Raw genomic sequence first — 23,291 nt, 5'->3', positions numbered from 1 at the left:
GTGAACCTCTTATTTTTTTGAAATTGCGGGTATTGATTAAAATTATATCAGCGATTTTCCGAATATATCGGCGCAACTCAATTTATATCAGCGATTTCCCAATTATATCGGCGCAACTCAATTTATATCAGCGATTTCCCAATTATATCGGCGCAACTCAATTTATATCAGCGTTTGTTTAAATATATCGACTTACCGACAAAACCCGACAATAAAAAAGAGGCTGCTCCAATAAATATGATGGAACAACCTCCTATTTTTATGCTTCTATACTCGTTTTCCGTTCTACTTTTTCTACGATATGCCCTTCCTCATTCCACTTCACAGCGCGATAATATGCGTCATGGTAAAACGTAAACCATGCCTCTTTTTCAGCACCATACTTCATCCACTTTTGTTTATTTTCAATCGAGGTCATCGGATAATCGTCGTATGCCATTACCCATAATACATTTTGATGTGCGTGCGTCGGTAATAGGTCTGCTAAATGAAGCATCGTTTCCCCATGGCTTTCTAAAGCAATAACTGCATGTCCATCACTATGACCACCTGTATGCACCATTTTTATTTCATCTGTAATTTCTATTTCTTGCTGGAACGTAACAACTTGATCTACAATCGGCTCCCAATTTTCCTTCCAATATGTATTACGGGATCTAATATTTGGGTTCCTCATTTCATTCCACTCTGTTTCACTTACGTAAACTTTCGCGTTCGGAAACGCTGGTACAAGGTGATCATCTTCCCATTTTGTTAAACCAGATGCATGATCAAAATGAAGGTGCGTCATTAAAACATAGTGAATATCTTCTGGCTTTAATCCTAGTTTTTCTAATGATTCATAAACCGATGATTCTTCTGTTACACCTTGATTCCGCTTCATCTTCTCATTCAATTTACCGTTTCCTATTCCGGAATCAATGAGCATATTTCCGTCTTTCGTTTGCAAAAGTAACGGATCTGTTCGTAAATAAATATGATTTGTATCATTATGTTTATACTTACGTGACCAAAGTACTTTCGGCACAACACCAAACATCGCTCCCCCGTCTAAATGTGTATTCCCGCCTTTTAACCACGTTACTTTTATATCTCCAATTTGTAACTGTTCCATTACACATCCCCCTTTCAATTAATCTTAACATAAAATTCTGATTATTTTAGATGTAAAAAAACCTATGCATTACTGCATAGGCTCTGTACGATATTTTGCTTCAACTCGGTAAATACGATGACCTTTACTAGAGAATTTCTCTTCGTATTCAGTCATGATGTTACCTTCAAAGTCGCTGTTATGAAGATCTAAGCTTAAGTACGTTAGTAACATACCATACTCAGCCATACTCATAAGAGAATATTCAAATAGACCTTGGTTATCTGTTTTGAAATGAATTTCTCCGCCTTCTACTAACACTTCTTCGTAATTACGTAAAAATGTTTTATACGTTAAACGACGCTTCGTATGACGTTTCTTTGGCCATGGATCTGAGAAGTTTAAATAAACGCGATCAATTTCACCTTTCGCAAAGAAAACTGTTAAATCTTCAGCATCTTTATTAATTAACTTTAAGTTTGGTAATTCTTCTTCAATTAATTTATCAAGTGCATCTACAACAACACTTGTGAATTTTTCAATTCCAATATAATTAATATGTGGATTCGCTTTTGCCATATCATACATGAAGCGGCCACGACCTGTACCTACTTCAATGTGAATTGGTTGTTCGTTTCCAAATACTTCTTTCCAGCTACCAGCGCGCTCCTCTGGGTTTCCGATTACGATATGTGAATATTCATTAATTCGATCCATTGCATACGGTTTATGTCTTAAACGCATAGATGTTTCCCTCTCTTTACATAGCTATTTTAAAGGAATAATTCCTTCTTTCTTTTTTAATCAATCTACCAAACAAAAAACCAAGTACGTACGAGCACTCGGTCCGTTTCTTTCAAGTATAAGATGTACCATTTTGATAAAAACTACATACAGCATTAAACATTCCATGACGAAACAGCTTTTTCTCTTACATTTGAAGAGAAAAACAATCGAAAGGATGATCCGTTCATGCCAATTAATCAACAACATCAATTAGAAGTGCTGAAAGATATTTTAGTAAACCACCAAAGTGATTGCTGCGGGACAGTTTCAGAATGCGAGCAATTAGAGCGCCTCATTCAATCATTACTCGCAAACGATAATATAAGTAGTGACGCTAAAACAATGCTAAACGATGTATATTCTTATAGTCAATCGGGTAAATCTTCCTCTAATTTGGACAACCATATTTCCAATAATCAAGAACAACTTACTCAGTGGATTGCTGGAATGGACAATTTTTCTTAAGTATTATTCTGAAGCAAGTAGTTGCTGTAAATATTGATGCCAATATTCAGCTTCTGCTTGCTGTTTTTTTGTTGTATGCCATTGAATAGACAAAATCGTTTGTGCTATCACATACCATCTCATACGCCTAAGCAGCGATTCATCCATTTCAATATCATAATAACCGAGCCACTCACTCCACTCCTGGCGCGGAATGTACCAATATAATAACATACCGAGGTCTAGAGCTGGGTCAGCAATTACAGCTCCATCCCAATCAATTAAAAACAATTCATCTTCATCCGACAATAGCCAGTTGTTATGGTTTACATCACAATGGCATACAACGAATTCATTGTATTCAATAGCTTTTAATGAATCCATTAAATATTGAAGGCCTTGCTGAATTGTTTCATCATCCCTTATATCTCCTCTTAAAACGAGTTGCAGTTGTTGTAATAACTCTTGTGCGTGAAGCGGCTGCTTCCCAAGTCTTTGAATCATCTGTACAAGCGCTTTAGAGGAGTGTATTTTCTTCAAAAGTTTCGCAACACGTTCTAGTTTCATATCCTCTGGCTCTAGCTTCTGTCCCGGAAGCCATTTTTGAGCAGAAATTACATCACCATTCGTTACCCTTCTTGTCCAAAGTAATTTTGGAACAATTCCTTCTGCTGACAATACCGCTAAAAAGGGCGATGTATTCCGCTTTAAAAATAACTTCTGTTGTCCGTTTTGCGCAATATATGCATCGCCCGTTACTCCACCAGCCGGTACAAGACTCCACTCTTTTCCTAATAATTGTTCCAACCATTCCATATTCATTACCCGTTAACAAATCCTTATCTTTTATAGTTATGAAAAGAAAAACCGCAACATTTCTACACATGTTGTGGATTCATATATTTTACTGTAAATGAAAAGAAAAATTAGCCTAAGCCAAAAATTCTCTATTTTATTTTACAAAACCTGTCATAGAATGACAACTTATCAAAATCGTCACCTTTGTCAATTCTACATTTATTACATTCTCATCGTCAAGTAGCGATTTGTCACATTATCGTCAATATATACGTGCTAATTGGAGCGAGCCTAAGTTCCTTTCCTCTAAATGAAGAAATTGGCTCTATTTTCGCTTCGTTTTCGTTTACTAACACATGCCACGTTGCTTCTTTCGGAAGTTGCACAGTTTTAGCTTCTAAACCGCTATTAAATAAGACGATAATCTCTTTCCACGGCCCAAACGATTCTGCATGCTCTAGGTGATATGCAAGTACTTCTGTAGATGTTTGTAAAAAAGTCATATGTTTTTTTATAAGGTCTGCATTTTGTAATCGGAATGCCCCATGCTCTTTACGAATCGCAATTAAACCTTTTATATAGTTAACGGTTTCTATCTCTTTCTCTTTTTGATCCCAATCTAATTGATTGATCTCATCATTTGCATTATAACTATTTTCATTTCCTTTCTTCGTACGATAAAACTCTTGCCCTGCGTGTAAGAAAGGAATGCCTTGTGAAAGAATAACCATTGCGCTCGCTAATAGGTGACGTTTTTTCAAAATCGTTTCTGATTCTTCATTACTGCGCACTAGTTTATCCCACATCGTCATATTATCATGACATTCTACATAGTTAATGCTTTGCGCCGGCTCTAAAAACAGCCCTGTTTCTTTCATACTTAAAAGACTTCCTGCTGCAATATACTGCAAATGATTACAGTCTACATGCCCACCAAATGCAAAACCACGCTTATTTATATGAAATGTACTCCCTTTTATCCCATCACGAAATTGATCATTAAACTGCGCGATATGTGGCATTTTCTTCGCATTATTTAACGTTGCTTTTTCCTCAAGAGGAAGCGGTGTTTGTAAATCCCATCCTTCTCCTAATAACAAAGCATCTCGTTTTATGTTTCGCACTTCTTTCTCTATCATATTCATTGTATCAACATCTAAAATTCCCATTAAATCGAATCGGAATCCATCGACATTGTATTCAGTAAGCCAATATAAAATAGACTCTACAATGAATTTCCTCATCATTTTCCGTTCAGATGCTATATCATTTCCGACTCCCGTCCCATTAGAAGGCATACCATCTTCACCATGACGAAAATAGTATCCTGGAACAAGCTTCTCAAATGATGATAGCTCTCTTTCATAAACATGATTATATACAACATCTATAATCACCCTAATACCTTGTTCATGAAATGTTTCAATTAGTTGTTTGCACTCAACTATCCTGTTATACGGATCAGAGGGGTTTGTAGCATAATATCCTGTTGGTGCATTGTAATATAATGGATTGTACCCCCAATTATAGGCAGAAGAAGGATTCGCCTCATCCACACCACCGAAACAATATAAAGGCAATAATTCAACATGCGTAACGCCTAAATCTTTTATATGAGACAAACCTGTCAATGTCCCATTTCGTCCTGTTGTTCCTTCTTCCATTAGCCCTTTATACGTCCCTTTTTTACTCACTCCACTGTTCGGATGAATAGTAGCATCACGAATATGCAACTCATACAATATGGCATCTGTCATTGCTTGTAATGGTGGTAATTGCTCTCGTTTCGTTACAGTCGTCTTTTCTAAATCGATAACAATGCCATACTTTCCATTTACAGTCACTGACTTTGCGTAAGGATCCACCGCTTCGTTCCATATTAAATTAATACAAACAAGAAATGTATAGCGTGCTCCGTCTAAATCACCTTGTAATGTTTGAATCCAAACTCCGTTTTCTCCCCTGTACATTTCATGATCGGTATATTCTTTATCACTCTTATAAATTCTTACTTTCGCAAGCCTTGCAGTTGGGGCCCATACTTTAAATGTCGTTTCTTGTTTTTGATACACAGCACCTAAATCTGTACCTTCGTAATAATACTTTTCCTCGAAAATTTTTGTTCGAATAACAGCACCTATTTGTAAATCAGTTTCTTCATTCCGTTCATCTCGTACTGTATAATACTTCCCCACATCTAGCGGCTCTTCTATAAAGCACTCATACTTCGTTGCATCTGGAAGCGCAATAGTATGAGCAATCGGTAAATCTTTCACATTACTTCCTTCTTGCAAACGAAATGTCCGACTTGTTCCATACGCATGTGGGAGCAAAATTGTAATTTTATTCATTTCATCTAAATAGGCATCAAATGGACGTTTTACTTTCAACATAAAAAAATCACCATCATTCTCAAAGTTAAAATAAAGTGAAACTTTAATGAGCGAGAAAATTTTTCCATCCTCACTTATTATTAGCCTTCACCAATTAGGCGAGATAAAATGAGCTGCAAATGATAAGGCTTTTCTTATCAACAAGACTCTATACAGTAACTCCATTCTTCTCTATAGTATATTCACCTGCATAAAAAACGTTTTCAACATTCTATTTTTGTAATTTTATTTCAGCAATCGATTTATACTTCGGGGTTTCTTTCACGTGGGATTCGTATAAAGTAATTGTATCTGCTTGAAATGATATTTCAGGCACTTCTTTTATACTTTCTAAACGAAACTTTTCTTCTCCTATCCATTTACGAGCAACGGTAATATGCGGGTGATACGGGCGTATTTCTAGAGAAAATCCATTTTCTTCACAAATGGCATGTACTTGCTTTTGCAACTGAAACAAATTGTGATTCTCACTTACCTTCGCCCAAAAAATACGGGGCTGATCTTCCCTACCAAACGTTGAAAAACCTTGTAACGTGAACGATAGTTCTTTTGTTTCTGCAACTGTTTGTAATCCATTTTTTATTCCCTCTAATTGTTCCTCCGTTGCACTCCCTAAAAATGAAAGGGTAATATGATAGTCTTCTTTATGTACCCATGAACGAAATTGTAATTCCTCTTGCATGTCCTTTTTATAGTTATACAGCATTTCTTTTATATGATTCGGTAACGTAATTGCGACAAAATAATGCAGTTCCATGTACATCTTCTCCTTCTTTCTATTGTTGCTTTTCTTTCTTATCTCATTCAGGTAAAAAGAAGCCGCTCTCCAAAATAGAGAGCGGACATTATTTATATATCCATTACTTCGCTAATTCATGAATTGCTTGCGCGTAAATTGCTGTTGCTTTTAATAAGTCTTCAATTTCGATATACTCATCTTTTTGATGTGCAAGTTCTTCTTTTCCAGGGAATAGCGGCCCAAATGCCACACCAGCTTTTAATGAACGAGCATAAGTACCGCCGCCGATTGCTAATAGTTCTGCTTTTTCACCTGTTTGTTCTTCATACACACGTTGTAACGTACGGATTAATACGTGATCTTTATCGACGTGATGTGGGCGAGAATTAGAATAGTCAGCCACTTCAAAACCATGCGTACCAACATATTCTTTCAACTTCACAATTGTTTCTTCAAAGTTAGTTGTAACTGGGTAACGTACGTTTAGCCCTAAGTTACCACCGTTTTCTTTCGTATAAGAAATGCGACCGACATTCACTGTTAACGGACCGCTAATTTCATCTTTATAAGCAATAGTAGCTTTTTCACCAAAAATATCACCAGTAAATGTTTCTGTTGCAAATGTCGCAAATGCAGTTGCTTTTCCATCAAGTGAAACTGTAGTTAAGAAGTTTGCTAATAATAAACCTGCATTTTCTCCTTTTTCAGGAGTAGATCCGTGCGCTGAAATTCCTTCTATTTGCAACGTCACTGCATTTCCTTCTATAGTCGATTTCCCTATTTTTTTAGCAGTTTGTAAATACTCTTCATATGCTACTGTAAGTGCATTTACATCTTCTCCTGTTATAACCGCTTCTGCAAAATCAGGAACCATATTTAAACGGCGCCCTGAATCAAATGAAACAAGTTCATATGTACCTTTTTTCTCTTCACTACCATTTTGCACAACTTGTATGTCAGAAATTCCTTTTTCTGCATTAATAATTGGAAAGTCTGCATCTGGTGCAAAACCGATTGTTGGCATTTCTTCATTTTTAAAGTAGTGATCTACACATTTCCAATTACTTTCCTCATCTGTTCCTATAATCATACGAACACGTTTGGAAAGAGGTAAGCCTAATTCTTTCACAATTTTCATCGCATAATATGCTGCCATCGTTGGGCCTTTATCGTCAATTGCACCACGTGCAAAAATCTTTCCATCGCGAATATCCGCACTATATGCAGGAGTCGTCCAGCCATCTCCTTCTGGTACAACATCAACGTGACAAAGAATACCTACTAACTCTTCTCCTTGTCCCATTTCAAGATGACCTGCATATCCTTCTAAATTTTTAGAAGCAAAACCTTCAGTTTCTCCTTTATGTAACATGAAAGATAAAGCTTTTTCTACACCTTCACCGAATGGTGCGCCCTCTTTCGCCGATTCTTCTTCCCATACACTTTTAATTTGTAAAAATTGTTGTGTATCACGAATTAAATCATCTTTTCGTTTCGCAACTTCTTCTGTCCAATTAATTGCTGACATCACGCATCCATCCTTCACTATATTGTTTCTTTCATCATAACAAACCGAAATCTCTTATGCCATACACGAAAACTAAATACCGAACAATTGTAATATTTCAGATATTTCTTATTAGTTTTTCTTTTATTTTTTCAAAAAAATTTGCAGGAATTTGGCGTTTTACGTAGAATTTTATGTGTTAGTTGACTGACCATATATACAATGTCAACTACCAATATTTTTCTATATGAATATTTGTTAAATTTCTGTAAAATTTAAGTAGATTAAAGCATGAATTTTATCATGTAGAGTACAATGGTAGTAACGACCTTCTTTCCTGAATGGGGTCAAAAAAACTAGTAGAGGAGTGGTTTTCTCTTGAAACCTACAACTACTCGTATGCTAACACGCATTAAATCAATTTATATGTACATCAATGAAAACGGAACGGTAACGACGAAAGACCTTGTAGATGAGTTCGGGATCACACCGCGAACGATACAACGTGATCTAAATGTGTTGCAGTTTAATGAACTCGTGTATAGCCCTTGCCGCGGTAAGTGGACAACAACAGGAAAGAAAGTGAGAATGACCTCATAATGAAAAATAATTGTATGTAAATAAATACATACCCCTTTCTAATAATTAGAAAGGGGTCTTTTCTGCGCCTATAAAGGTACTACTTTTCAGTATCTACTTGATATGTTTTTAACATTTCTACTTCTTCATCTGTTAGCTCTCGGTATTGTCCAAGTTCTAGTTCTTCATCTAATACTAACGGACCCATCTCTGTTCTCTTTAGGTAGACTACTTTTTTCCCTACCGCTTCAAACATACGCTTCACTTGATGGAATTTCCCTTCCGTAATCACAAGCTCAATTTCAGAAATATCATCGCTTTTCAATATTGTAAGTGCACCTGGCTTTGTTTCATAGCCATCATCTAAAATAACACCTTTAGCAAACTCTTTTACATCCTCTTCTGTTACTACTCCTGCAACGTGTGCATAATATTTTTTCGGCACATGCTTTTTCGGAGATAATAATTGATGTGATAACTTCCCATCATTTGTTATCAATAAGAAACCTTCCGTATCGATATCAAGTCGTCCAACTGGGAACGGATCAAAGATTGCATCTTCTAATTCTAATAAATCTATTACTGTTTCATGATTATCATCTTCCGTCGCTGAAATAACACCTTGTGGTTTATGCATCATTAAGTAAACAAATTCTTTGTATTCCACAACTTCACCGTGAATCATAACTTCTTGCTCTTCTACATTTACATGAACTTTCGCATCTTTTACTGGCGTTCCATCAATTTTCACAACGCCATCTTTCAATAATTTCTTTACTTCTTTTCTACTTCCATATCCCATATTTGCTAATAATTTATCTAATCTCACGTTTTTCACCTTCTTTATTTATCATAGAAAAGGGGACGTAATTACGCCCCTCTTGATTTCAACTTTATTTTAAATCTACTACCAAGTTTACGTTGAATTTTATCTAATGCTTCTCCACCAAATACTCTTTCAAGTACTCCTGTGCGAATTGCTAACAATCCGTAAACAAGACCGCCAATACCTGCACAAATTGCAACTGTTATAAGAGCACCAATACGGCCATCAGGCGAAATCATGAAGGATAGAAGCCATTGTGATAGTTTTACAGCAACGACCATTATAAGTGTTAGTACTGCAATTTGGAATGTTCTTTTATATACAACACCGAATGAATAGTGTGCGTATTTTTTAATTTGTTGATTTGTGTACCAAACAGAAGCTAAGAAACCAACTGCTGTTGCTAGAATTGCTCCTACTGTACCGAAATAACGAATAAAGATTACGTTACATACAAATTTCAAAATAACGCCCATTATAAGCGCAATAATCGCATGCTTCTGCTGGTTAATACCTTGCAGGATTGCCGCTGTTACTGTAAATAAAGCGAATAACAACGCAACTGGTGCATACCACATTAATACTTGTCCACCTAGTGGATCTGAATCGTAAAACGCAGTATAAATTGGATATGCCAGTGAAGAAATACCGACAACTGCTGGCAATGTTAAAAACATATTCGCCTGGAATGTTTGTGTAATTTGTAATTTCAAATAACGGTATTGTTTTTCAGTAAATGATTTTGTAATTGCTGGTACAAGCGTTAAACTAAACGCTGTTGCAAGTGATACAGGAATCATAATTAACTTATGCGTCCACATTGTGAAAATACCGAGAGCTCGCTCTGCGATATCCCCTTGACCAATCGCCTGCATAATTGAGTTAAATGTCAATGTATCAATTTGTTGATATAAAGGAATTGTTAACCCAATTACAACGTAAGGAATCGCATATGCAAATAACTCTTTAAACAATTGAACGGTGCTTACTGTTGATTCTGGTACAGTTTGTTCAATTAAATATTGATCCAAATATTTTTTACGTTTTAACCAGTACCAAATTAACACACCGAGTGCTCCAACCGCTGAAACGAACGCAGCAAATGTCGCTACTCCAACTGCTGTTGCAACTGTACCGCCAAGTACTTTAATAACGATAAAACTACCCGCTAATAAAAAGACGATACGAATAATTTGTTCAATAATTTGTGAAACGGTAGTTGGTCCCATAGACTGGTGACCTTGGAAATAACCACGAATTAAACTCGCTGCTGGTACAACAATAAGTGCGAAACTTACAAGACGAATGATCGTCGTAACTTCTCCTACATTATTGTGTATACTTTGTTTACCAAGCATCGCTTCTGCAAACAATGGCGCCGTCATGTACAGTACTAGGAACGAAAGAACTCCTGTTACTATCATCATAACCATTCCCGAGCGGAACATTCTCCGGCTCGTTTTATAATCGCCAAGCGCATTATATTTGGAAACAAATTTTGAAACAGCAAGTGGCACACCTGCCGTTGCGATACTTAAAAAGATCGTATATGGAATGTATCCATATGTATAGAGCGTTCCGCCTTCTGTTCCTACTAATGCATGAAACGGAAAGACGTAAATCATGCCTAAGAACTTTACTAAAAATGTCCCTAGCGTAACAATAAGCGTTCCGCGCAGAAATTTCGAATCGGACATACAAAAATCCTCCTACATCTACATAAAGTGAAACTATAATTAGTTGGAGACTTCTCTCCTACTCCTTATTAGTTGAACCATTCGAGCATTTACAGGCTAACAGACTCCCTATTTACTTCTCCTAAATCTTGAGGTTTTAGTCTTATCGCCTACAAATGGCAGGATAGTGCTGAACTCTAACTTTTGTATTGTACCACAATTCTCTCATTAAGCAGTACTTCACTCTATTTTTCTTTTAAGGGAAAACATGCTATTCTTTTAGGCAGGAAATGTAGAAAATGAGGTCGATATATTATGCATTATGATGTTATTGTCATCGGCGGCGGTCCTTCTGGGCTAATGGCTGCAATTGGTGCTGCAGAAGAAGGCGCAAATGTCTTACTTCTTGATAAAGGAAATAAACTTGGGCGTAAACTTGCAATTTCTGGTGGCGGACGCTGTAACGTAACGAACCGTCTACCACTTGATGAAATTGTTAAACATATACCAGGAAACGGTCGCTTCTTATACAGCGCTTTTTCTATTTTTAATAATGAAGATATTATTACATTCTTCGAAAATCTTGGTGTTAAATTGAAAGAAGAAGACCACGGTCGCATGTTCCCTGTGTCAAACAAAGCACAATCTGTTGTAGACGCACTTTTAACACGATTAAAAGACTTAGGTGTAAAAATTCGTACAAATACGCCTGTTGAAACGATTGAATATGAAAATGGTCAAACGAAAGCAGTTATACTGCAAACAGGTGAAGTGTTAGAAACAAATCACGTCGTTATCGCTGTTGGCGGAAAATCAGTTCCTCAAACCGGATCTACTGGAGACGGATATGCTTGGGCTGAAAAAGCGGGTCATACAATCACAGAATTATTCCCAACAGAAGTACCTATCCTTTCAAACGAGCCGTTTATACGTGACCGCTCATTACAAGGTCTTGCTTTACGTGATATAAACTTAAGTGTATTAAACCCGAAAGGAAAAGCTATCATTTCTCACAAAATGGACATGCTCTTCACTCATTTCGGCCTATCCGGACCCGCTGCTCTTCGCTGTAGTCAATTCGTCGTGAAAGCACTGAAAAAGTTTAAAACGAATACAATACAAATGAGTATTGATGCATTGCCAGAGGAAAATAGTGAGCAACTATTTCAGCGCATGCTGAAACAAATGAAAGAAGATCCGAAAAAAGGAATTAAAAACGTTTTAAAAGGTTATGTTCCTGAACGTTACTTCCTATTCTTATTAGAAAAAAATGAAATTGACGGCAGCGAACAAGCTGGACAAGTTTCTCACGAAAAGATTCGTGCACTTGTGAAAGACTTTAAAGAGTTTACTGTGAATGTAAATGGTACGCAGTCAATTGAAAAAGCATTCGTTACTGGCGGCGGTGTATCCGTGAAAGAAATTAACCCGAAAGAAATGTCTTCTAAATTTACGAACGGCTTATATTTCTGCGGAGAAGTTCTTGATATTCACGGTTATACTGGTGGCTATAATATTACATCAGCCCTTGTTACTGGTAGAATTGCCGGAACGACAGCTGGAGAAAACGCGAAAATGCAGTATTAAAAAAAGAAACAGGGATTCCTGTTTCTTTTTTTATAGGTACATGAAATTATATGAGCAATTCCACAAATATATCAGCGATTCCGCAACTTATATCGGCGATTTTCCAAATTTATCAGCGATTCTGCAACTTATATCGGCGATTTCCCAAATTTATCGACTTACCGACAAGAAACGACAAATATCTGCTCCATGTAACTTTCCATTGCTTTTTTGTTGCTTTATTTACCTTAGTACCTTTATATTTTATATTGTTGAATATTTAAAAAGGGTAAGGGGAAAACAAATGAGAAAAAAAGTCATGATGTCTTTAATGTTAATGACGTTTCTTTCTGCGGTAGAAGGAACGATTGTTAGTACAGCAATCCCTCGTATAACGAGTGATTTGTCAGGCGTCGAACTTGTTAGTTGGGTATATGCAATTTATATGCTTGCAACAGCTGTTTCGACTCCAATATACGGAAAGCTCGCTGATTTATTTGGCCGTAAAAAAGTTTTACTGATCGGAGCTACAATCTTTTTAGTCGGTTCTGCACTTTGCGGAGTCGTTACATCGATGGAACAATTAATCTTTTTCCGCGCGCTTCAAGGTATCGGTGCTGGTGCTGTTATGCCAATCACAATGACGATTATTGGAGACTTATATAGCGAAGCGAAAGACCGCGCGAAAGCACAAGGTTGGATGAGTGCCGTTTGGGGTGTATCCGGTGTTATCGGACCGTTAGTAGGTGGATTTTTAGTTGATTCCCTTTCTTGGCGCTATATTTTCTTCCTAAACGTTCCATTCGGAATTATCGCTTGCTTAATGATTGCAATTTACTACAAAGAATCTATTAAACCTGCTAAGCATCATATCGATTATCTTGGTGCAACAGTCTTCTCATTAAGTACAATCGCTCTACTATATGCATTATTAACAGGTAGCAGTAAGCAAAACTGGGGAGACATGACAATTATCGGCCTATTAATCTTTGCCGCTATTTCATTTATTATTTTCTTATTCATCGAGAAAAAATCTCCAGAACCATTAATTCCGCTAGCACTTTTCTCTAACCGTACATTATCTACGATAAATATATTAACTCTTATTGCTGGCGCAATGATTATTAGTATTACAATGTACCTTCCAATTTGGAGCCAAGGTGTATTAGGGAAAAATGCTACAGAAGCTGGACTTATTTTAATGCCAATCCCTGTTATGTGGACATTTGGCGCTATTTTCTCTGGTAACTTAGTAGGCAAATTAAAAACGAAACAAATTATTTTACTTGGAGCTAGCATTTTATCAGTCGCTACGTTCTTATTATTTACACTATCAACAAATTCACCATCGTTCCTTATTTATGTAGCAGTCGGATTATTCGGCTTAGGAATGGGGCTTGTGACACCGATTTACATGGTAACAATTCAAGCAGCCGTACCAGCTCATACACGTGGAACAGCTGTTGGTTTAAACACATTTATTAATACATTTAGTCAAACGTTAGGTGCTGCAATATTCGGTACAATCTTCAATACGATGATTCACGCACGTGGTATTAAAAATCTTGATCTTGTATCTGGTGGACATGGCGGTAATACAGCAAACGTAGTAACCGAATCACAATCTGCATTAGCATCAAGCGTACACGTCATTTATATGAGTACTTTCGTATTAGCAGTATTTACATTAATTATCGCTTGGCTTTTATTAAAGCCAGCTACACAAACAAGTGAGCAACAATAAAAAGGATGACCATTTTGGTCATCCTTTTTTTATTCTTCATTCTCCACAATATGTTTCAGCATGGATAATTTATTATCCCAAAAACGTTCATAATATGAGAGCCACTGTTGTAATTCTTCTAATGGTTCTGGATGCAAACGATATATCTTCTCTCTTCCACTTTTTCTTCCACTTACTAAATTCGCTTCCGAAAGAATATGAAGGTGCTTTACAACCGCAGTACGACTCATCGGAAAATGATCCGTTATTTTGGAAATCGGTAACTCTTTGTCACTTAATAACCGTATTACTTCTCGGCGGGTTGGATCAGCAATTGCTTGAAATACATCATATTTCGCTGCTGACGAGGACACTTAGCCTTCGACAACCTTTTTCAGTTTTTCATTTACAATTGCTACCCAACCACCGCTCATTCTATCGCGAATAATAGAGCTCTTCGCATTTGCTTTCGGAAGAATTTCATCAGGATGTTTCCAGCCGCCGTGAATTAACGTAAATTCTGTTTTGTTATCTCCTAAGTCTTTCAAATTAAATGAAACAACCCAGCCATCTGTATCCCATGAGAAAGATAAATGGTTTGGCTCATCAATTTCTAACACTTTACATGGTGATGGCCCAAATGGTGATTGCACATGAAATTCATGTCCTACCTCTAATACAAAATCATTTGGCATAAACCATGACGCAATCCCTTCTGCAGTTGATACTACACTCCATACCTTTTGAATAGACGCGTTAAAAACGATTGTTTGTTTAATATCATTTAATGTATTTTGTTGTTCCATTTTCATTCTCCTTTACTCGGCGTTATAACATAACACCTTTTGGTTATACTTCGATAATATAACACCTTTTAGTTTCATGTCAACGCTAATTCTTTTACTGTTGAGAAATTCTCAACATTTTTTCAACAGGACAAACACCCTCTTAGCATTTCCTCATAATATACTCACAAAGGCAATACAAAATAAAAACTTCTCTCAACATGAAACTCCATCATTTATCTTGAGAGAAGCGCCTTACTTATATCATGCGTACTTCGTCTCTCCTCCTTCCCTCAAGGGACAATACGCGAGATATGACAAATCAGAAGGAATATGCCCACCATTTGAGTAGGTAGTTATTTCTCTTCTCCTCAACATTTCCTCAGGAGCGAAATGACTACCGACTCACTTTTTTCAAACAAAAATAAAAAGGGGATGAAAGCTATGTTCTATTGCATTAACTGCTCTGATATTCATCATGAAAAACATCCGAATGATAAAGTATTCAAAAACGGTTTTTATATTGATCCATTTTTAGGTGATCGTTATCACCTTGGTATGTGTAAAGATGCCCAAAATCATGAAACAGGGGAGCCTCTTTTAACGACAAAGAAATTAGGCACACCCCAATCTATTATGAACGTATTACCGACACATGTTGTCCCAACATAAAACATAAAAAAGAGCTGGGTGAGCCAGCTCTTTTTTATGCTTTATAAACGATCATTGCTGAAAAACAATAAATTTGGTTTTCATCGTCGTTAATGGAAACACCAACTTGATACTTAATATCTACAAAGTTGCTATCATCAATCTTTTTCAAAAACACATTCACAGCGTCTTCTAAGTCTTTTTCGTGACTTTCATCAAAAACTTTCACACGAATCATGTTAACACCATCCTAGATCGCAGCCCTCCGCCGCTTGATTATTGCCACGGTGCGTATCTATGATGCGATAAAACTTTCCATTCTCATATATATATCCGTCTTCTAACACATATTTTTTATCTTCAGTATAGACATAAAACTTACCTATCATAAATTTACTCGTATATAATTCCAAATAATTTGGTCTAAATTTAGCTACAACTTTATTTGTAATATCAATTTTTATTGTGCGCCCCACCTTCTCTCCCTCCTTTGCAAAGAACGGATTTAGGTATATTGTATTAGCGCTTTTACATTTTATGCTTAAAAATAAGTGGATATGCCTTCTTTCTCACCTGTACTATTTTTCTAAAAAAATCACTATAAAGTGAAACTTTAATCAGCGGAGGGGTTTATTCATCCTCCACTGATTATCAGCCCGCCCCCCCATCTAACTTCTTTGCTTTCGCTGAATTTTGAGGTGGGGGTCTTATTGCCCGTTAATGCGGGATAAATAAGTTCAAAAAAAACATAAAAAAAAGCACTTCACCTTATTGACTCTAATATAAATGTTATGTTATTATATAAAATTTGACATTTTTACATGCGTATGCTATCATTAAAAGTGGTTACCACATATGGAGGTGGATGATTTGTTTCAAATTGGTGATAAAATCGTTTATCCAATGCACGGTGCAGGAATTATCGAAGCAATTGAAGAGAAAGAAATATTAGGTACTTCACGTCAATATTGTGTGATACGCATCATTAGTAAAGATATGCAAGTAATGCTTCCGATGGAACAATTAAAAAAATCAGGTATTCGTTATATCGTTGATCGAGGTACGTTAGATGATATACTTCTTGAATTTCAAAACGGGGAGTCAGACCCATCACTCTCATGGAAACAAAGATATACAATGAATATGGAAAAAATGAAAAATGGCAATTTACAAGATAGCGCAGAAGTGGTTCGGGATTTACTTCGCCGTAATAAAGAGAGAACATTAAATGCGAGCGAAAAACAAATGCTAGATAATGCACGAAAAATGATGATCAGCGAAGTCGCGCTCGTACAAAATGTTACTGAACATCAAGCAACAGAATTTCTTCAAGATACAATTAATCATTAATTTTAAAATAGCCGAACGCTATTTTTTTTGTAAAAAAGGACAAAGAGATAAAACTCTTTGTCCTTTTCATATTACCCACGCCCAGCTTGAAACGATGGGTATAAAGTCATTCCACCATCTGCAAATAACGTAATTCCAGTTACGTAACTCGCCTCTGATGAAGCAAGCCAAGTTGCTACTGCTGCGATTTCTTCAGGTTTTCCAATATAGCCCATAGGTATCATACTTTCTACGTCAGCACGTTTTTTAGGATCAGCAAACTTTTCGGCATTAATTGGCGTATTAATTGCACCTGGCCCAATATTATTTACTCGAATACCTTTTGGCGCATATTCTAACGCTAGCGTTTCTGTCATCAGTTTAATGCCACCCTTACTTGCTGCATAGTGCACAAATAGTGGCCACGGAATTTTCTCATGAACACTAGACATATTAATGACAGACCCTTTAATATCATGTTCTACAAAATATTTAATCGCTTCACGACTTCCTAAAAAAGCACCTGTTAAATTTGTATTAATTACCCTATTCCAATCTTCAAGCGGCATTTCATGCGACGGTACCGCGTTTTCTATCCCTGCATTATTAATCATAACGTCAAGCGTACCAAACTCTTTCACAGCAGATTGAATGAGATTCACAACATCTGATTCGACGGTTACATCACCTTTTACAGCAATCGCTTCGCCGCCTACCTTTTTAATTTCTTCTAACACATCATTCGCTTCTGATTCTCGTGAGCGATAATTAATAACCACTTTCGCTTTTTCCTTAGCAAACCTCACTCCCATCGCTCTTCCGAGACCAGTTGCTGATCCTGTAATAACGACAACTTTCCCTGCTAAATCACTATACATTTCCATACCTCCTTTAACTTTTGGCTATACCTAACATAATTCCGGCTGCGATAATAAAAACGATACCGACAACGATACCCGTTAATTGACGTTTCGTTTTCTTTTCACCTAATATAAGGATCCCACCAAGCGTGGAAATAATAATTCCCATTTGCGATAGCGAGAAACTTGTTGCGACTCCAACACGCGGCTGTGAAATGAATAAAAACATATTTCCAGCTGCCCAAATTAATCCTGGAATAATATTGCGAATTGCATATTTATTAAATGGATGATGTTTAAAGGTAAGCAAAATCCCACCTAACACCATACCAACTGCTTGTGGCAACAAAGCCGACCAGCCATCTACGTTAAATAACCTAATTACTACTACGTAAACTAAATAACCGACTGTTGAAATTAATAAAATTACGATACCTCTTTTAAAGTTTGCTGCTTGCTCTGCATTCTTTTCTTCTTCACTTTGAAGCGATGTTAAAATAACACCGATAATAATACAAACGAGCGCTAAAACCCCAAGAACGACCGATATTGTCGTGGACCATTCATGAAATACGATAACGCCAAATAAAGTCGTCGCGACTAATTGAAGTCCTGTTGAAATTGGCATCGTCCTCGAAACACCCATTAAATCAATACTTTTCAATTGATTCGCCTGACCAAGCGCCCAAAATAAACCTGACACAACTCCAACTCCGATAACGGTAGGTGTTAATACTGGCTTCATAAAAATATAAACAACAATTGAAAAAATAAGTGCTCCAAATGTTGTTCCGAGCGTTTGACTATACGGGCCCCCGCCCAGTTTTACGTTAAATAGCACAATACTTCCCCAAAATATAGCTGGTAAAATCGCTAAAAATATATCCATCACTCATTACCTTTCTTTACTAAATGCCATAGATTATCACTCTAAGTCGTTAGAGTGAGCTTTTATTTTTTCTTTTTCCCGTTCACAAACTTTTTCTGCAATAGCGTCAGAAACATTCTTTTCTCGCTCCACTTTCTTTATCTTTACGTGATCTAAATGATCTTCCAAAGTAAGCGTAACTTTATCGTTCGGCGGATTATGCGCTCCTTGAAATGTAAGAAATTGTAGCTTCAATTCGTATCTAGGAACAAATTCATCTTTCTTGCCGAGACGCTTTATATCTATAACTGAAGCACATTCATATTGATCTTCTGTCACTTGTCTAATAACTGAATAGTACCTATTTGATAATGCACTCTCTAAAAGCTGTTCTCTTGATTCTTTCGCGAAAGAATCGCTTGGAGAAGAGAAAAAGGCCACACATAGCATTGTGATAACGACACATATTTTTTTCATAGTTCCCTCCTTGTTCTATAGATTAGTGTTCTCAAAACTGCCATAAAAAAACGACTTTCCCTATGTAGGAAAGTCGTTTTAATAAATCCAATATTAACCACCGCTCACTGGTGGAATTAGTGCAACAACATCACCAGATTGGACCCTGTCATCTTCATTTGCGTATTCTTCATTAATCGCAACCATAATTGGCTCTGAAACTGGTACATTATATTCGTTCGCAACAACATCTTTTAACTGTGCAACCGTAATATTTTCTTTCTCTATTTGTAATTCACTTGTCCCTGCTTCTTCTTGCAAGTGCGCAAATAACAATACTCTAATCATACTTATAACTCCTTCCCAGGCTCTCCCGCCGGATATGGTGTTTTTTCTAATTGATCACCAATCCATGAGTCACCATCTTCCCAAAACTCCTTTTTCCAAATCGGAACAATTTGTTTTATGCGTTCCATAATATATTCGTTCGCTTCATAAGCCGCTTTACGGTGTGGTGTTGAAACAGCAACAACAACCGCTATATCAGAAATTTGCAACGTACCGATGCGATGTGTAATCGCAACATATGTACCTGGCCATTTCTCTTTCACTTCCAAGCCAATTTTCTCTAGCATCTTTTCTGCCATCGTCTTATAAGCAACATACTCTAAGTATAATGTACGACGCCCTTTCGTAAACTCTCTAACCGTTCCAATAAATGTTGTAACAGCACCGCATTCACGTCGAATTACTTTCTTCGTTACTTCTTCAATTGAGATTTCTGTATCAATTACTTCATAATATGTATTTATCATTTCGCACTCCTAACCGTTTGTAAAAACCAGTCTATGTACAACTCTTCTTCTGTTATATGAAATACTTTATATTCTTCTCGTATATTTGCCGGAACATCATACCACGTAATAACCGCCACTATATTTTCTACTTTATGTAAAAGCTCAATGTCTTCCGCAGAACGAAGTAACACTACTTTCGAGTAATTCTCTTTTTTATAGCCTTCTATTAAAATTGTATCCACTTCAAAAAACTCATATAAGCGAATAATTTCTTGCAAGGACCATTTCTTTCTTAGTGAAGAAAGTGAAAGCAATCCAGCACCTTCTACACTACTTACGACAGCACCAGCTTTACGGTGTCTTTCGCTATCTTTTTGCGCTACTTCTGGAAAGCCTCCGTGCCCGTGATGTTTAATTGTAGCAACTTTCATTTTTCGTTCAGCTAATGCATGCACCACTTTCTCAACAAGTGTTGTTTTCCCGCTATTTTGATATCCTACTATTTGTAAGATTGAAGGGGCTTTGCCCATGGCCAATCACATCCCTCAGAGTGCTCTAACAATAATACGGATACTTTCATTCCGGTCTCAAATCCTCTCGTTCCTCCAGGTAACACGATAAAAGCATTCGCATCTGCAAGTGAAGATACCGCACTCGATTTATCTAAACCAACTGGCATCGCTTGTAACGCCCCGTCCACAATTGTTACGTTCGCTCTTACGAAACGAGTAAATGGATTTGGCTTTGGAAAATCTTTTTGTAAAATAGCATCCGCTCTATATACGTGAGGTTCCTTCGCATACAAATACGTTTTTATAATTGGATGCACAAATAATTCAAAGCCTACATAACAAGCAGACGGATTTCCTGATAAACCAAAGAGTAACTTTCCATCAACTTCAGCTACTGTCGTTACACTTCCGGGCCTCATGGCTATCTTATTAAAGAGTACATTTGCCTGTAACCTTTCATAAATAGCTGGTAAGTAGTCATAATCTCCTACTGATACACCGCCTGTTGTAATTAAAATGTCGACCTCATCCACCGCTGATTGAACAGCTGTAAAACATGCATCTAACTCATCCGCGAGTTGACCATAATAACGAACTTTCCCGCCAGCTTTCATAATTTGAGCTGCGATCATATACGAGTTACTATTTCTAATTTTCCCCGGTTCTAACGGCTCATGTACTTCTAATAATTCACTTCCTGTCGTTACAATACCGACAACAGGCTGTTTTACAACTTTCACAGTGCTATATCCAAACGTTGCTAATAAGGCGGCAACACCTGGATTAATTGCAACGCCTTTCTGAACGAGAACTTGATTTTGTTTTATATCTTCTCCTTTAAACGACACATTGTCACCGTTATTAAAAGGGCGTTTTAACTTCATATATGTTTTCCCGTTCTTCTCAAACCCTTCTGTCAGCTCTAGCATTACGACTGCATTGCAATCTTGTGGAATAGCTGCTCCTGTCATAATACGAACCACCTGAAAAGATCCTACTTCTTCTGTAAAAACAGAACCTGCCCCGATTTCTCCTATTACTTCAAATTCAACTGGATTCTCTTGAGTTGCTTCTTTCGTATCTTCTGCTCGAATGGCGAAACCATCGTAAGGGGAACGATCAAAATGAGGAACGTCATGATCTGAGACAACATCTTCCCCGAGAATTCTCCCGTAACTTTCCGTAATAGAAATTTCTTCTACTTCACCATGCTTTGCATATTTCATTACCCGTTCTACTGCCTCAGCAACTTGAATTGGAATTCGTTTTTCTACCATCGTTTCTCACCTCATATTTGCAATTTTTTTTATCTCGATTAAACTTTATATATTCAATAGAAATTACTTCAAGGAGGAATTCCATGTCTTCATTTACACACTTTAATGACCAAGGACGCGCGAAGATGGTTGATATAAGTGACAAAAAAGCAACCGTTCGAACAGCAATTGCGTGCTCTAGCATTGTCGTTACGAAAGAAATTTACGATAAAATCTCTCACAATGAAATTGGGAAAGGTGACGTATTAGCAGTTGCGCAAATCGCAGGCATTATGGCTGCGAAACGAACTTCTGATATTATCCCAATGTGCCATCCTTTACTATTAAAAGGTGTTGACGTTTCTTTCGATTGGAAACAATCAGAAGAACAATATCGTTTACTCATTGAAGTAAAAGTTAAAACAGAAGGTAGCACCGGTGTTGAAATGGAAGCTTTAACAGCTGCTTCGGCTACCGCTCTTACTGTGTATGATATGTGTAAAGCTGTCGATAAAGGTATGATTATCGGCGAAACCTACTTACTTGAAAAAACAGGCGGAAAAAGTGGAGATTATACGAGAAATTCATAATCCTTTCTCCGTTGAACCTAAAGGATCCCCTTTAGGTTCAACCTATATATCTTGCATATAAACTTTTCGCTACATTTATATCATTCGTCCCATGAATGAAAGCTCTGCCATCTGTAAATAAAACAAAACGATATTCTTCTACCGGAAACGACAATAAATAAGGTGTCGCCTTTATCTCTACGCTTCTTTGTAAGCGCTTTTTAATTTCTTCCAAATTAAAATTCTTCCGCACACCTGGACGAATTTGCACTGTATTTCGCCCACATAACACTTCTGTTTTCGTTTGTGCTTCAAATGTTAAACTCGGATATGTACGTAACCTTCCGCAAGATAAACAAGTATCTTTTTTCTGCCTATTCACTTTAAATGCCATCTGTTGATTATTCCAAAGATCAAATGATAACATCGTTTCACGAAGCGCTCCGTAGTCTTCTACTAATATTTTCAGCGCTTCCGTAGTTTGATGCGCAACTACTAATTGTACTGCCGGTTGTATAATACCAGCTGTGTCACATGTTGCTCCGCTCGCCGGATGCTCCATTAAACAGCGAAAACACGGTGTTTTCCCTGGTAAAATTGTATACGTTACTCCGTAGCTTCCAACGCACCCACCATATATCCACGGAATATTATACTTTTGTGAAATATCATTAATGAGAAGACGCGTTTCAAAATTATCTGTCGCATCTAATATTAAATCTACATCATTCACTAATTCTTCCATTTCTTGCACCGTTACATCTGTCACAACCGGATTTATTTCCACTTCAGAATTAATCGCTCTTAAATGCTCTGCTGCCGCTACCGCCTTCGGTTTATACTGCTTTGCATCTTCTTCTGTATATAGTTGTTGTCTTTGTAAATTACTCCATTCTACATAATCACGATCAGCAATCGTTACTTTTCCAACACCCGCTCTAACAATCGCTTCTGCATTTGCCGCACCGAGAGCACCAGCACCAATAATAAGCACATGCTTCTCTCTTATTTTTCTCTGTCCTTCTTCTCCAACACCAGAAAATAATATTTGTCTTGAATATCGCTCCTGCATACGATA

At 37.0% G+C, this 23,291-nt stretch carries 27 protein-coding genes; 7 read left to right on the top strand and 20 right to left on the bottom strand.

Going from position 1 to position 23,291, the window contains the following annotated elements; translation table 11 throughout:
• Window positions 1-259: 259 nt before the first annotated feature.
• Entirely contained in the window at window positions 260-1,114 is an 855-nt protein-coding gene (locus ACQGSG_RS03915) for a YtnP family quorum-quenching lactonase (RefSeq protein ID WP_325842432.1), read from the bottom strand.
• Window positions 1,115-1,183: 69 nt separating this feature from the next.
• Window positions 1,184-1,837, bottom strand: coding sequence for a tRNA (guanosine(46)-N7)-methyltransferase TrmB (gene trmB, locus ACQGSG_RS03910; RefSeq protein WP_001239385.1), 654 nt, complete (start codon window positions 1,835-1,837; stop codon window positions 1,184-1,186).
• Window positions 1,838-2,065: 228 nt separating this feature from the next.
• On the opposite strand from trmB, the gene ACQGSG_RS03905 reads away from it, so the two are divergent.
• Window positions 2,066-2,344, top strand: coding sequence for a YtzH-like family protein (locus ACQGSG_RS03905; protein WP_001122235.1), 279 nt, complete (start codon window positions 2,066-2,068; stop codon window positions 2,342-2,344).
• A 3-nt stretch (window positions 2,345-2,347) separates the two neighbouring features.
• Here ACQGSG_RS03905 and ACQGSG_RS03900 read toward each other — a convergent pair whose 3' ends face one another.
• The 4 genes from ACQGSG_RS03900 to pepV form a co-directional block, all read right to left on the bottom strand.
• Window positions 2,348-3,145: a phosphotransferase family protein gene (locus ACQGSG_RS03900; RefSeq protein WP_001986674.1), complete on the bottom strand. Its 798-nt coding sequence runs from the start codon at window positions 3,143-3,145 to the stop codon at window positions 2,348-2,350.
• Window positions 3,146-3,372: 227 nt separating this feature from the next.
• Window positions 3,373-5,514, bottom strand: coding sequence for a type I pullulanase (gene pulA / locus ACQGSG_RS03895; RefSeq protein ID WP_000921746.1), 2,142 nt, complete (start codon window positions 5,512-5,514; stop codon window positions 3,373-3,375).
• A gap of 211 nt (window positions 5,515-5,725) precedes the next feature.
• On the bottom strand, window positions 5,726-6,271 hold the full coding sequence (gene thpR / locus ACQGSG_RS03890) for an RNA 2',3'-cyclic phosphodiesterase (RefSeq protein ID WP_098005614.1): 546 nt from the start codon (window positions 6,269-6,271) through the stop codon (window positions 5,726-5,728).
• 103 nt (window positions 6,272-6,374) lie between these two features.
• Window positions 6,375-7,781, bottom strand: coding sequence for a dipeptidase PepV (pepV, locus tag ACQGSG_RS03885; protein WP_001274251.1), 1,407 nt, complete (start codon window positions 7,779-7,781; stop codon window positions 6,375-6,377).
• A 357-nt stretch (window positions 7,782-8,138) separates the two neighbouring features.
• On the opposite strand from pepV, the gene ACQGSG_RS03880 reads away from it, so the two are divergent.
• Window positions 8,139-8,360, top strand: a complete 222-nt coding sequence (locus ACQGSG_RS03880) for a DeoR family transcriptional regulator (protein WP_000805512.1) — start codon at window positions 8,139-8,141, stop codon at window positions 8,358-8,360.
• A gap of 79 nt (window positions 8,361-8,439) precedes the next feature.
• Here the strand turns inward: ACQGSG_RS03880 and ACQGSG_RS03875 are convergent, their stop codons facing one another.
• Window positions 8,440-9,168: a pseudouridine synthase gene (locus tag ACQGSG_RS03875; protein ID WP_001234947.1), complete on the bottom strand. Its 729-nt coding sequence runs from the start codon at window positions 9,166-9,168 to the stop codon at window positions 8,440-8,442.
• Window positions 9,169-9,209: 41 nt separating this feature from the next.
• Window positions 9,210-10,862, bottom strand: a complete 1,653-nt coding sequence (locus ACQGSG_RS03870) for a putative polysaccharide biosynthesis protein (RefSeq protein ID WP_001284029.1) — start codon at window positions 10,860-10,862, stop codon at window positions 9,210-9,212.
• 294 nt (window positions 10,863-11,156) lie between these two features.
• Here ACQGSG_RS03870 and ACQGSG_RS03865 point away from each other — a divergent pair, with 294 nt between their 5' ends.
• Window positions 11,157-12,428 (top strand): NAD(P)/FAD-dependent oxidoreductase, encoded by a 1,272-nt coding sequence (locus tag ACQGSG_RS03865; protein ID WP_000558859.1) that lies wholly within the window; start codon window positions 11,157-11,159, stop codon window positions 12,426-12,428.
• Between the two features lie 283 nt (window positions 12,429-12,711).
• Window positions 12,712-14,151 carry an MDR family MFS transporter gene (locus tag ACQGSG_RS03860; RefSeq protein WP_001228020.1) on the top strand — a complete coding sequence of 480 codons (1,440 nt, stop codon included), beginning with the start codon at window positions 12,712-12,714 and terminating at the stop codon, window positions 14,149-14,151.
• 29 nt (window positions 14,152-14,180) lie between these two features.
• On the opposite strand, the gene ACQGSG_RS03855 is transcribed toward ACQGSG_RS03860, so the two are convergent.
• Both ACQGSG_RS03855 and ACQGSG_RS03850 read right to left on the bottom strand, forming a co-directional pair.
• Window positions 14,181-14,504 (bottom strand): ArsR/SmtB family transcription factor, encoded by a 324-nt coding sequence (locus ACQGSG_RS03855; protein WP_000098837.1) that lies wholly within the window; start codon window positions 14,502-14,504, stop codon window positions 14,181-14,183.
• On the bottom strand, window positions 14,505-14,936 hold the full coding sequence (locus tag ACQGSG_RS03850) for an SRPBCC family protein (protein ID WP_000437769.1): 432 nt from the start codon (window positions 14,934-14,936) through the stop codon (window positions 14,505-14,507). It lies immediately after the preceding gene.
• A 423-nt stretch (window positions 14,937-15,359) separates the two neighbouring features.
• Here ACQGSG_RS03850 and ACQGSG_RS03845 point away from each other — a divergent pair, with 423 nt between their 5' ends.
• Window positions 15,360-15,587 (top strand): DUF3973 domain-containing protein, encoded by a 228-nt coding sequence (locus ACQGSG_RS03845; RefSeq protein ID WP_000498988.1) that lies wholly within the window; start codon window positions 15,360-15,362, stop codon window positions 15,585-15,587.
• Between the two features lie 34 nt (window positions 15,588-15,621).
• Here ACQGSG_RS03845 and ACQGSG_RS03840 read toward each other — a convergent pair whose 3' ends face one another.
• Together ACQGSG_RS03840 and ACQGSG_RS03835 are read right to left on the bottom strand one after the other, a co-directional pair.
• Window positions 15,622-15,804, bottom strand: a complete 183-nt coding sequence (locus ACQGSG_RS03840) for a sporulation protein Cse60 (RefSeq protein WP_000621751.1) — start codon at window positions 15,802-15,804, stop codon at window positions 15,622-15,624.
• 1 nt (window position 15,805) lies between these two features.
• Entirely contained in the window at window positions 15,806-16,042 is a 237-nt protein-coding gene (locus ACQGSG_RS03835) for a DUF2553 family protein (protein WP_000533804.1), read from the bottom strand.
• A gap of 379 nt (window positions 16,043-16,421) precedes the next feature.
• Here ACQGSG_RS03835 and ACQGSG_RS03830 point away from each other — a divergent pair, with 379 nt between their 5' ends.
• Window positions 16,422-16,916: a CarD family transcriptional regulator gene (locus ACQGSG_RS03830; RefSeq protein ID WP_000451446.1), complete on the top strand. Its 495-nt coding sequence runs from the start codon at window positions 16,422-16,424 to the stop codon at window positions 16,914-16,916.
• A 71-nt stretch (window positions 16,917-16,987) separates the two neighbouring features.
• On the opposite strand, the gene ACQGSG_RS03825 is transcribed toward ACQGSG_RS03830, so the two are convergent.
• The 7 genes from ACQGSG_RS03825 to moeA all read right to left on the bottom strand — a co-directional run bounded on the left by ACQGSG_RS03825 (window position 16,988) and on the right by moeA (window position 21,665).
• Window positions 16,988-17,773, bottom strand: a complete 786-nt coding sequence (locus ACQGSG_RS03825; RefSeq protein ID WP_000286673.1) for a glucose 1-dehydrogenase — start codon at window positions 17,771-17,773, stop codon at window positions 16,988-16,990.
• 13 nt (window positions 17,774-17,786) lie between these two features.
• Entirely contained in the window at window positions 17,787-18,644 is an 858-nt protein-coding gene (gene glcU, locus ACQGSG_RS03820) for a glucose uptake protein GlcU (RefSeq protein ID WP_000350867.1), read from the bottom strand.
• A 36-nt stretch (window positions 18,645-18,680) separates the two neighbouring features.
• Entirely contained in the window at window positions 18,681-19,100 is a 420-nt protein-coding gene (locus tag ACQGSG_RS03815) for a DUF3888 domain-containing protein (protein ID WP_000717677.1), read from the bottom strand.
• Between the two features lie 93 nt (window positions 19,101-19,193).
• Window positions 19,194-19,427, bottom strand: coding sequence for a molybdopterin converting factor subunit 1 (gene moaD, locus ACQGSG_RS03810; protein WP_000621778.1), 234 nt, complete (start codon window positions 19,425-19,427; stop codon window positions 19,194-19,196).
• A gap of 2 nt (window positions 19,428-19,429) precedes the next feature.
• A complete protein-coding gene (gene moaE, locus ACQGSG_RS03805) occupies window positions 19,430-19,894 on the bottom strand; it encodes a molybdopterin synthase catalytic subunit MoaE (protein WP_000611226.1) in 465 nt (154 codons plus the stop codon).
• Complete coding sequence (gene mobB, locus ACQGSG_RS03800) at window positions 19,891-20,406, bottom strand: molybdopterin-guanine dinucleotide biosynthesis protein B (RefSeq protein WP_000513645.1); 516 nt, start codon at window positions 20,404-20,406, stop codon at window positions 19,891-19,893. The genes moaE and mobB overlap by 4 nt, the downstream gene beginning before the upstream one ends.
• On the bottom strand, window positions 20,376-21,665 hold the full coding sequence (moeA, locus tag ACQGSG_RS03795) for a molybdopterin molybdotransferase MoeA (protein WP_000229698.1): 1,290 nt from the start codon (window positions 21,663-21,665) through the stop codon (window positions 20,376-20,378). Before moeA ends, mobB begins: the two co-directional genes overlap by 31 nt.
• Window positions 21,666-21,748: 83 nt before the next feature.
• On the opposite strand from moeA, the gene moaC reads away from it, so the two are divergent.
• A complete protein-coding gene (moaC, locus tag ACQGSG_RS03790) occupies window positions 21,749-22,234 on the top strand; it encodes a cyclic pyranopterin monophosphate synthase MoaC (protein WP_000094146.1) in 486 nt (161 codons plus the stop codon).
• 37 nt (window positions 22,235-22,271) lie between these two features.
• Here moaC and ACQGSG_RS03785 read toward each other — a convergent pair whose 3' ends face one another.
• Window positions 22,272-23,285 (bottom strand): molybdopterin-synthase adenylyltransferase MoeB, encoded by a 1,014-nt coding sequence (locus ACQGSG_RS03785; RefSeq protein ID WP_001158103.1) that lies wholly within the window; start codon window positions 23,283-23,285, stop codon window positions 22,272-22,274.
• Between the last annotated feature and the right edge of the window lie 6 nt (window positions 23,286-23,291).

The organism is Bacillus sp. GMa5/1 (genome assembly GCF_050172015.1).
In the GTDB taxonomy this organism is placed as follows: domain Bacteria; phylum Bacillota; class Bacilli; order Bacillales; family Bacillaceae_G; genus Bacillus_A; species Bacillus_A cereus.
This window is presented reverse-complemented; position numbering and strand designations above follow the sequence as displayed.

Excerpts from the sequence above, each read along its gene's own strand:
- ACQGSG_RS03915 (WP_325842432.1), bottom strand. The coding sequence starts at position 1,114 with ATGGAACAGTTACAAATTGGAGATATAAAAGTAACGTGGTTAAAAGGC.
- trmB (WP_001239385.1), bottom strand. The coding sequence starts at position 1,837 with ATGCGTTTAAGACATAAACCGTATGCAATGGATCGAATTAATGAATAT.
- ACQGSG_RS03905 (WP_001122235.1), top strand. The coding sequence starts at position 2,066 with ATGCCAATTAATCAACAACATCAATTAGAAGTGCTGAAAGATATTTTA.
- ACQGSG_RS03900 (WP_001986674.1), bottom strand. The coding sequence starts at position 3,145 with ATGAATATGGAATGGTTGGAACAATTATTAGGAAAAGAGTGGAGTCTT.
- pulA (WP_000921746.1), bottom strand. The coding sequence starts at position 5,514 with ATGTTGAAAGTAAAACGTCCATTTGATGCCTATTTAGATGAAATGAAT.
- thpR (WP_098005614.1), bottom strand. The coding sequence starts at position 6,271 with ATGGAACTGCATTATTTTGTCGCAATTACGTTACCGAATCATATAAAA.
- pepV (WP_001274251.1), bottom strand. The coding sequence starts at position 7,781 with ATGTCAGCAATTAATTGGACAGAAGAAGTTGCGAAACGAAAAGATGAT.
- ACQGSG_RS03870 (WP_001284029.1), bottom strand. The coding sequence starts at position 10,862 with ATGTCCGATTCGAAATTTCTGCGCGGAACGCTTATTGTTACGCTAGGG.
- ACQGSG_RS03865 (WP_000558859.1), top strand. The coding sequence starts at position 11,157 with ATGCATTATGATGTTATTGTCATCGGCGGCGGTCCTTCTGGGCTAATG.
- ACQGSG_RS03860 (WP_001228020.1), top strand. The coding sequence starts at position 12,712 with ATGAGAAAAAAAGTCATGATGTCTTTAATGTTAATGACGTTTCTTTCT.
- ACQGSG_RS03850 (WP_000437769.1), bottom strand. The coding sequence starts at position 14,936 with ATGGAACAACAAAATACATTAAATGATATTAAACAAACAATCGTTTTT.
- ACQGSG_RS03845 (WP_000498988.1), top strand. The coding sequence starts at position 15,360 with ATGTTCTATTGCATTAACTGCTCTGATATTCATCATGAAAAACATCCG.
- ACQGSG_RS03840 (WP_000621751.1), bottom strand. The coding sequence starts at position 15,804 with ATGATTCGTGTGAAAGTTTTTGATGAAAGTCACGAAAAAGACTTAGAA.
- ACQGSG_RS03830 (WP_000451446.1), top strand. The coding sequence starts at position 16,422 with ATGGAGGTGGATGATTTGTTTCAAATTGGTGATAAAATCGTTTATCCA.
- ACQGSG_RS03825 (WP_000286673.1), bottom strand. The coding sequence starts at position 17,773 with ATGTATAGTGATTTAGCAGGGAAAGTTGTCGTTATTACAGGATCAGCA.
- glcU (WP_000350867.1), bottom strand. The coding sequence starts at position 18,644 with ATGGATATATTTTTAGCGATTTTACCAGCTATATTTTGGGGAAGTATT.
- ACQGSG_RS03815 (WP_000717677.1), bottom strand. The coding sequence starts at position 19,100 with ATGAAAAAAATATGTGTCGTTATCACAATGCTATGTGTGGCCTTTTTC.
- moaD (WP_000621778.1), bottom strand. The coding sequence starts at position 19,427 with ATGATTAGAGTATTGTTATTTGCGCACTTGCAAGAAGAAGCAGGGACA.
- moaE (WP_000611226.1), bottom strand. The coding sequence starts at position 19,894 with ATGATAAATACATATTATGAAGTAATTGATACAGAAATCTCAATTGAA.
- mobB (WP_000513645.1), bottom strand. The coding sequence starts at position 20,406 with ATGGGCAAAGCCCCTTCAATCTTACAAATAGTAGGATATCAAAATAGC.
- moeA (WP_000229698.1), bottom strand. The coding sequence starts at position 21,665 with ATGGTAGAAAAACGAATTCCAATTCAAGTTGCTGAGGCAGTAGAACGG.
- moaC (WP_000094146.1), top strand. The coding sequence starts at position 21,749 with ATGTCTTCATTTACACACTTTAATGACCAAGGACGCGCGAAGATGGTT.
- ACQGSG_RS03785 (WP_001158103.1), bottom strand. The coding sequence starts at position 23,285 with ATGCAGGAGCGATATTCAAGACAAATATTATTTTCTGGTGTTGGAGAA.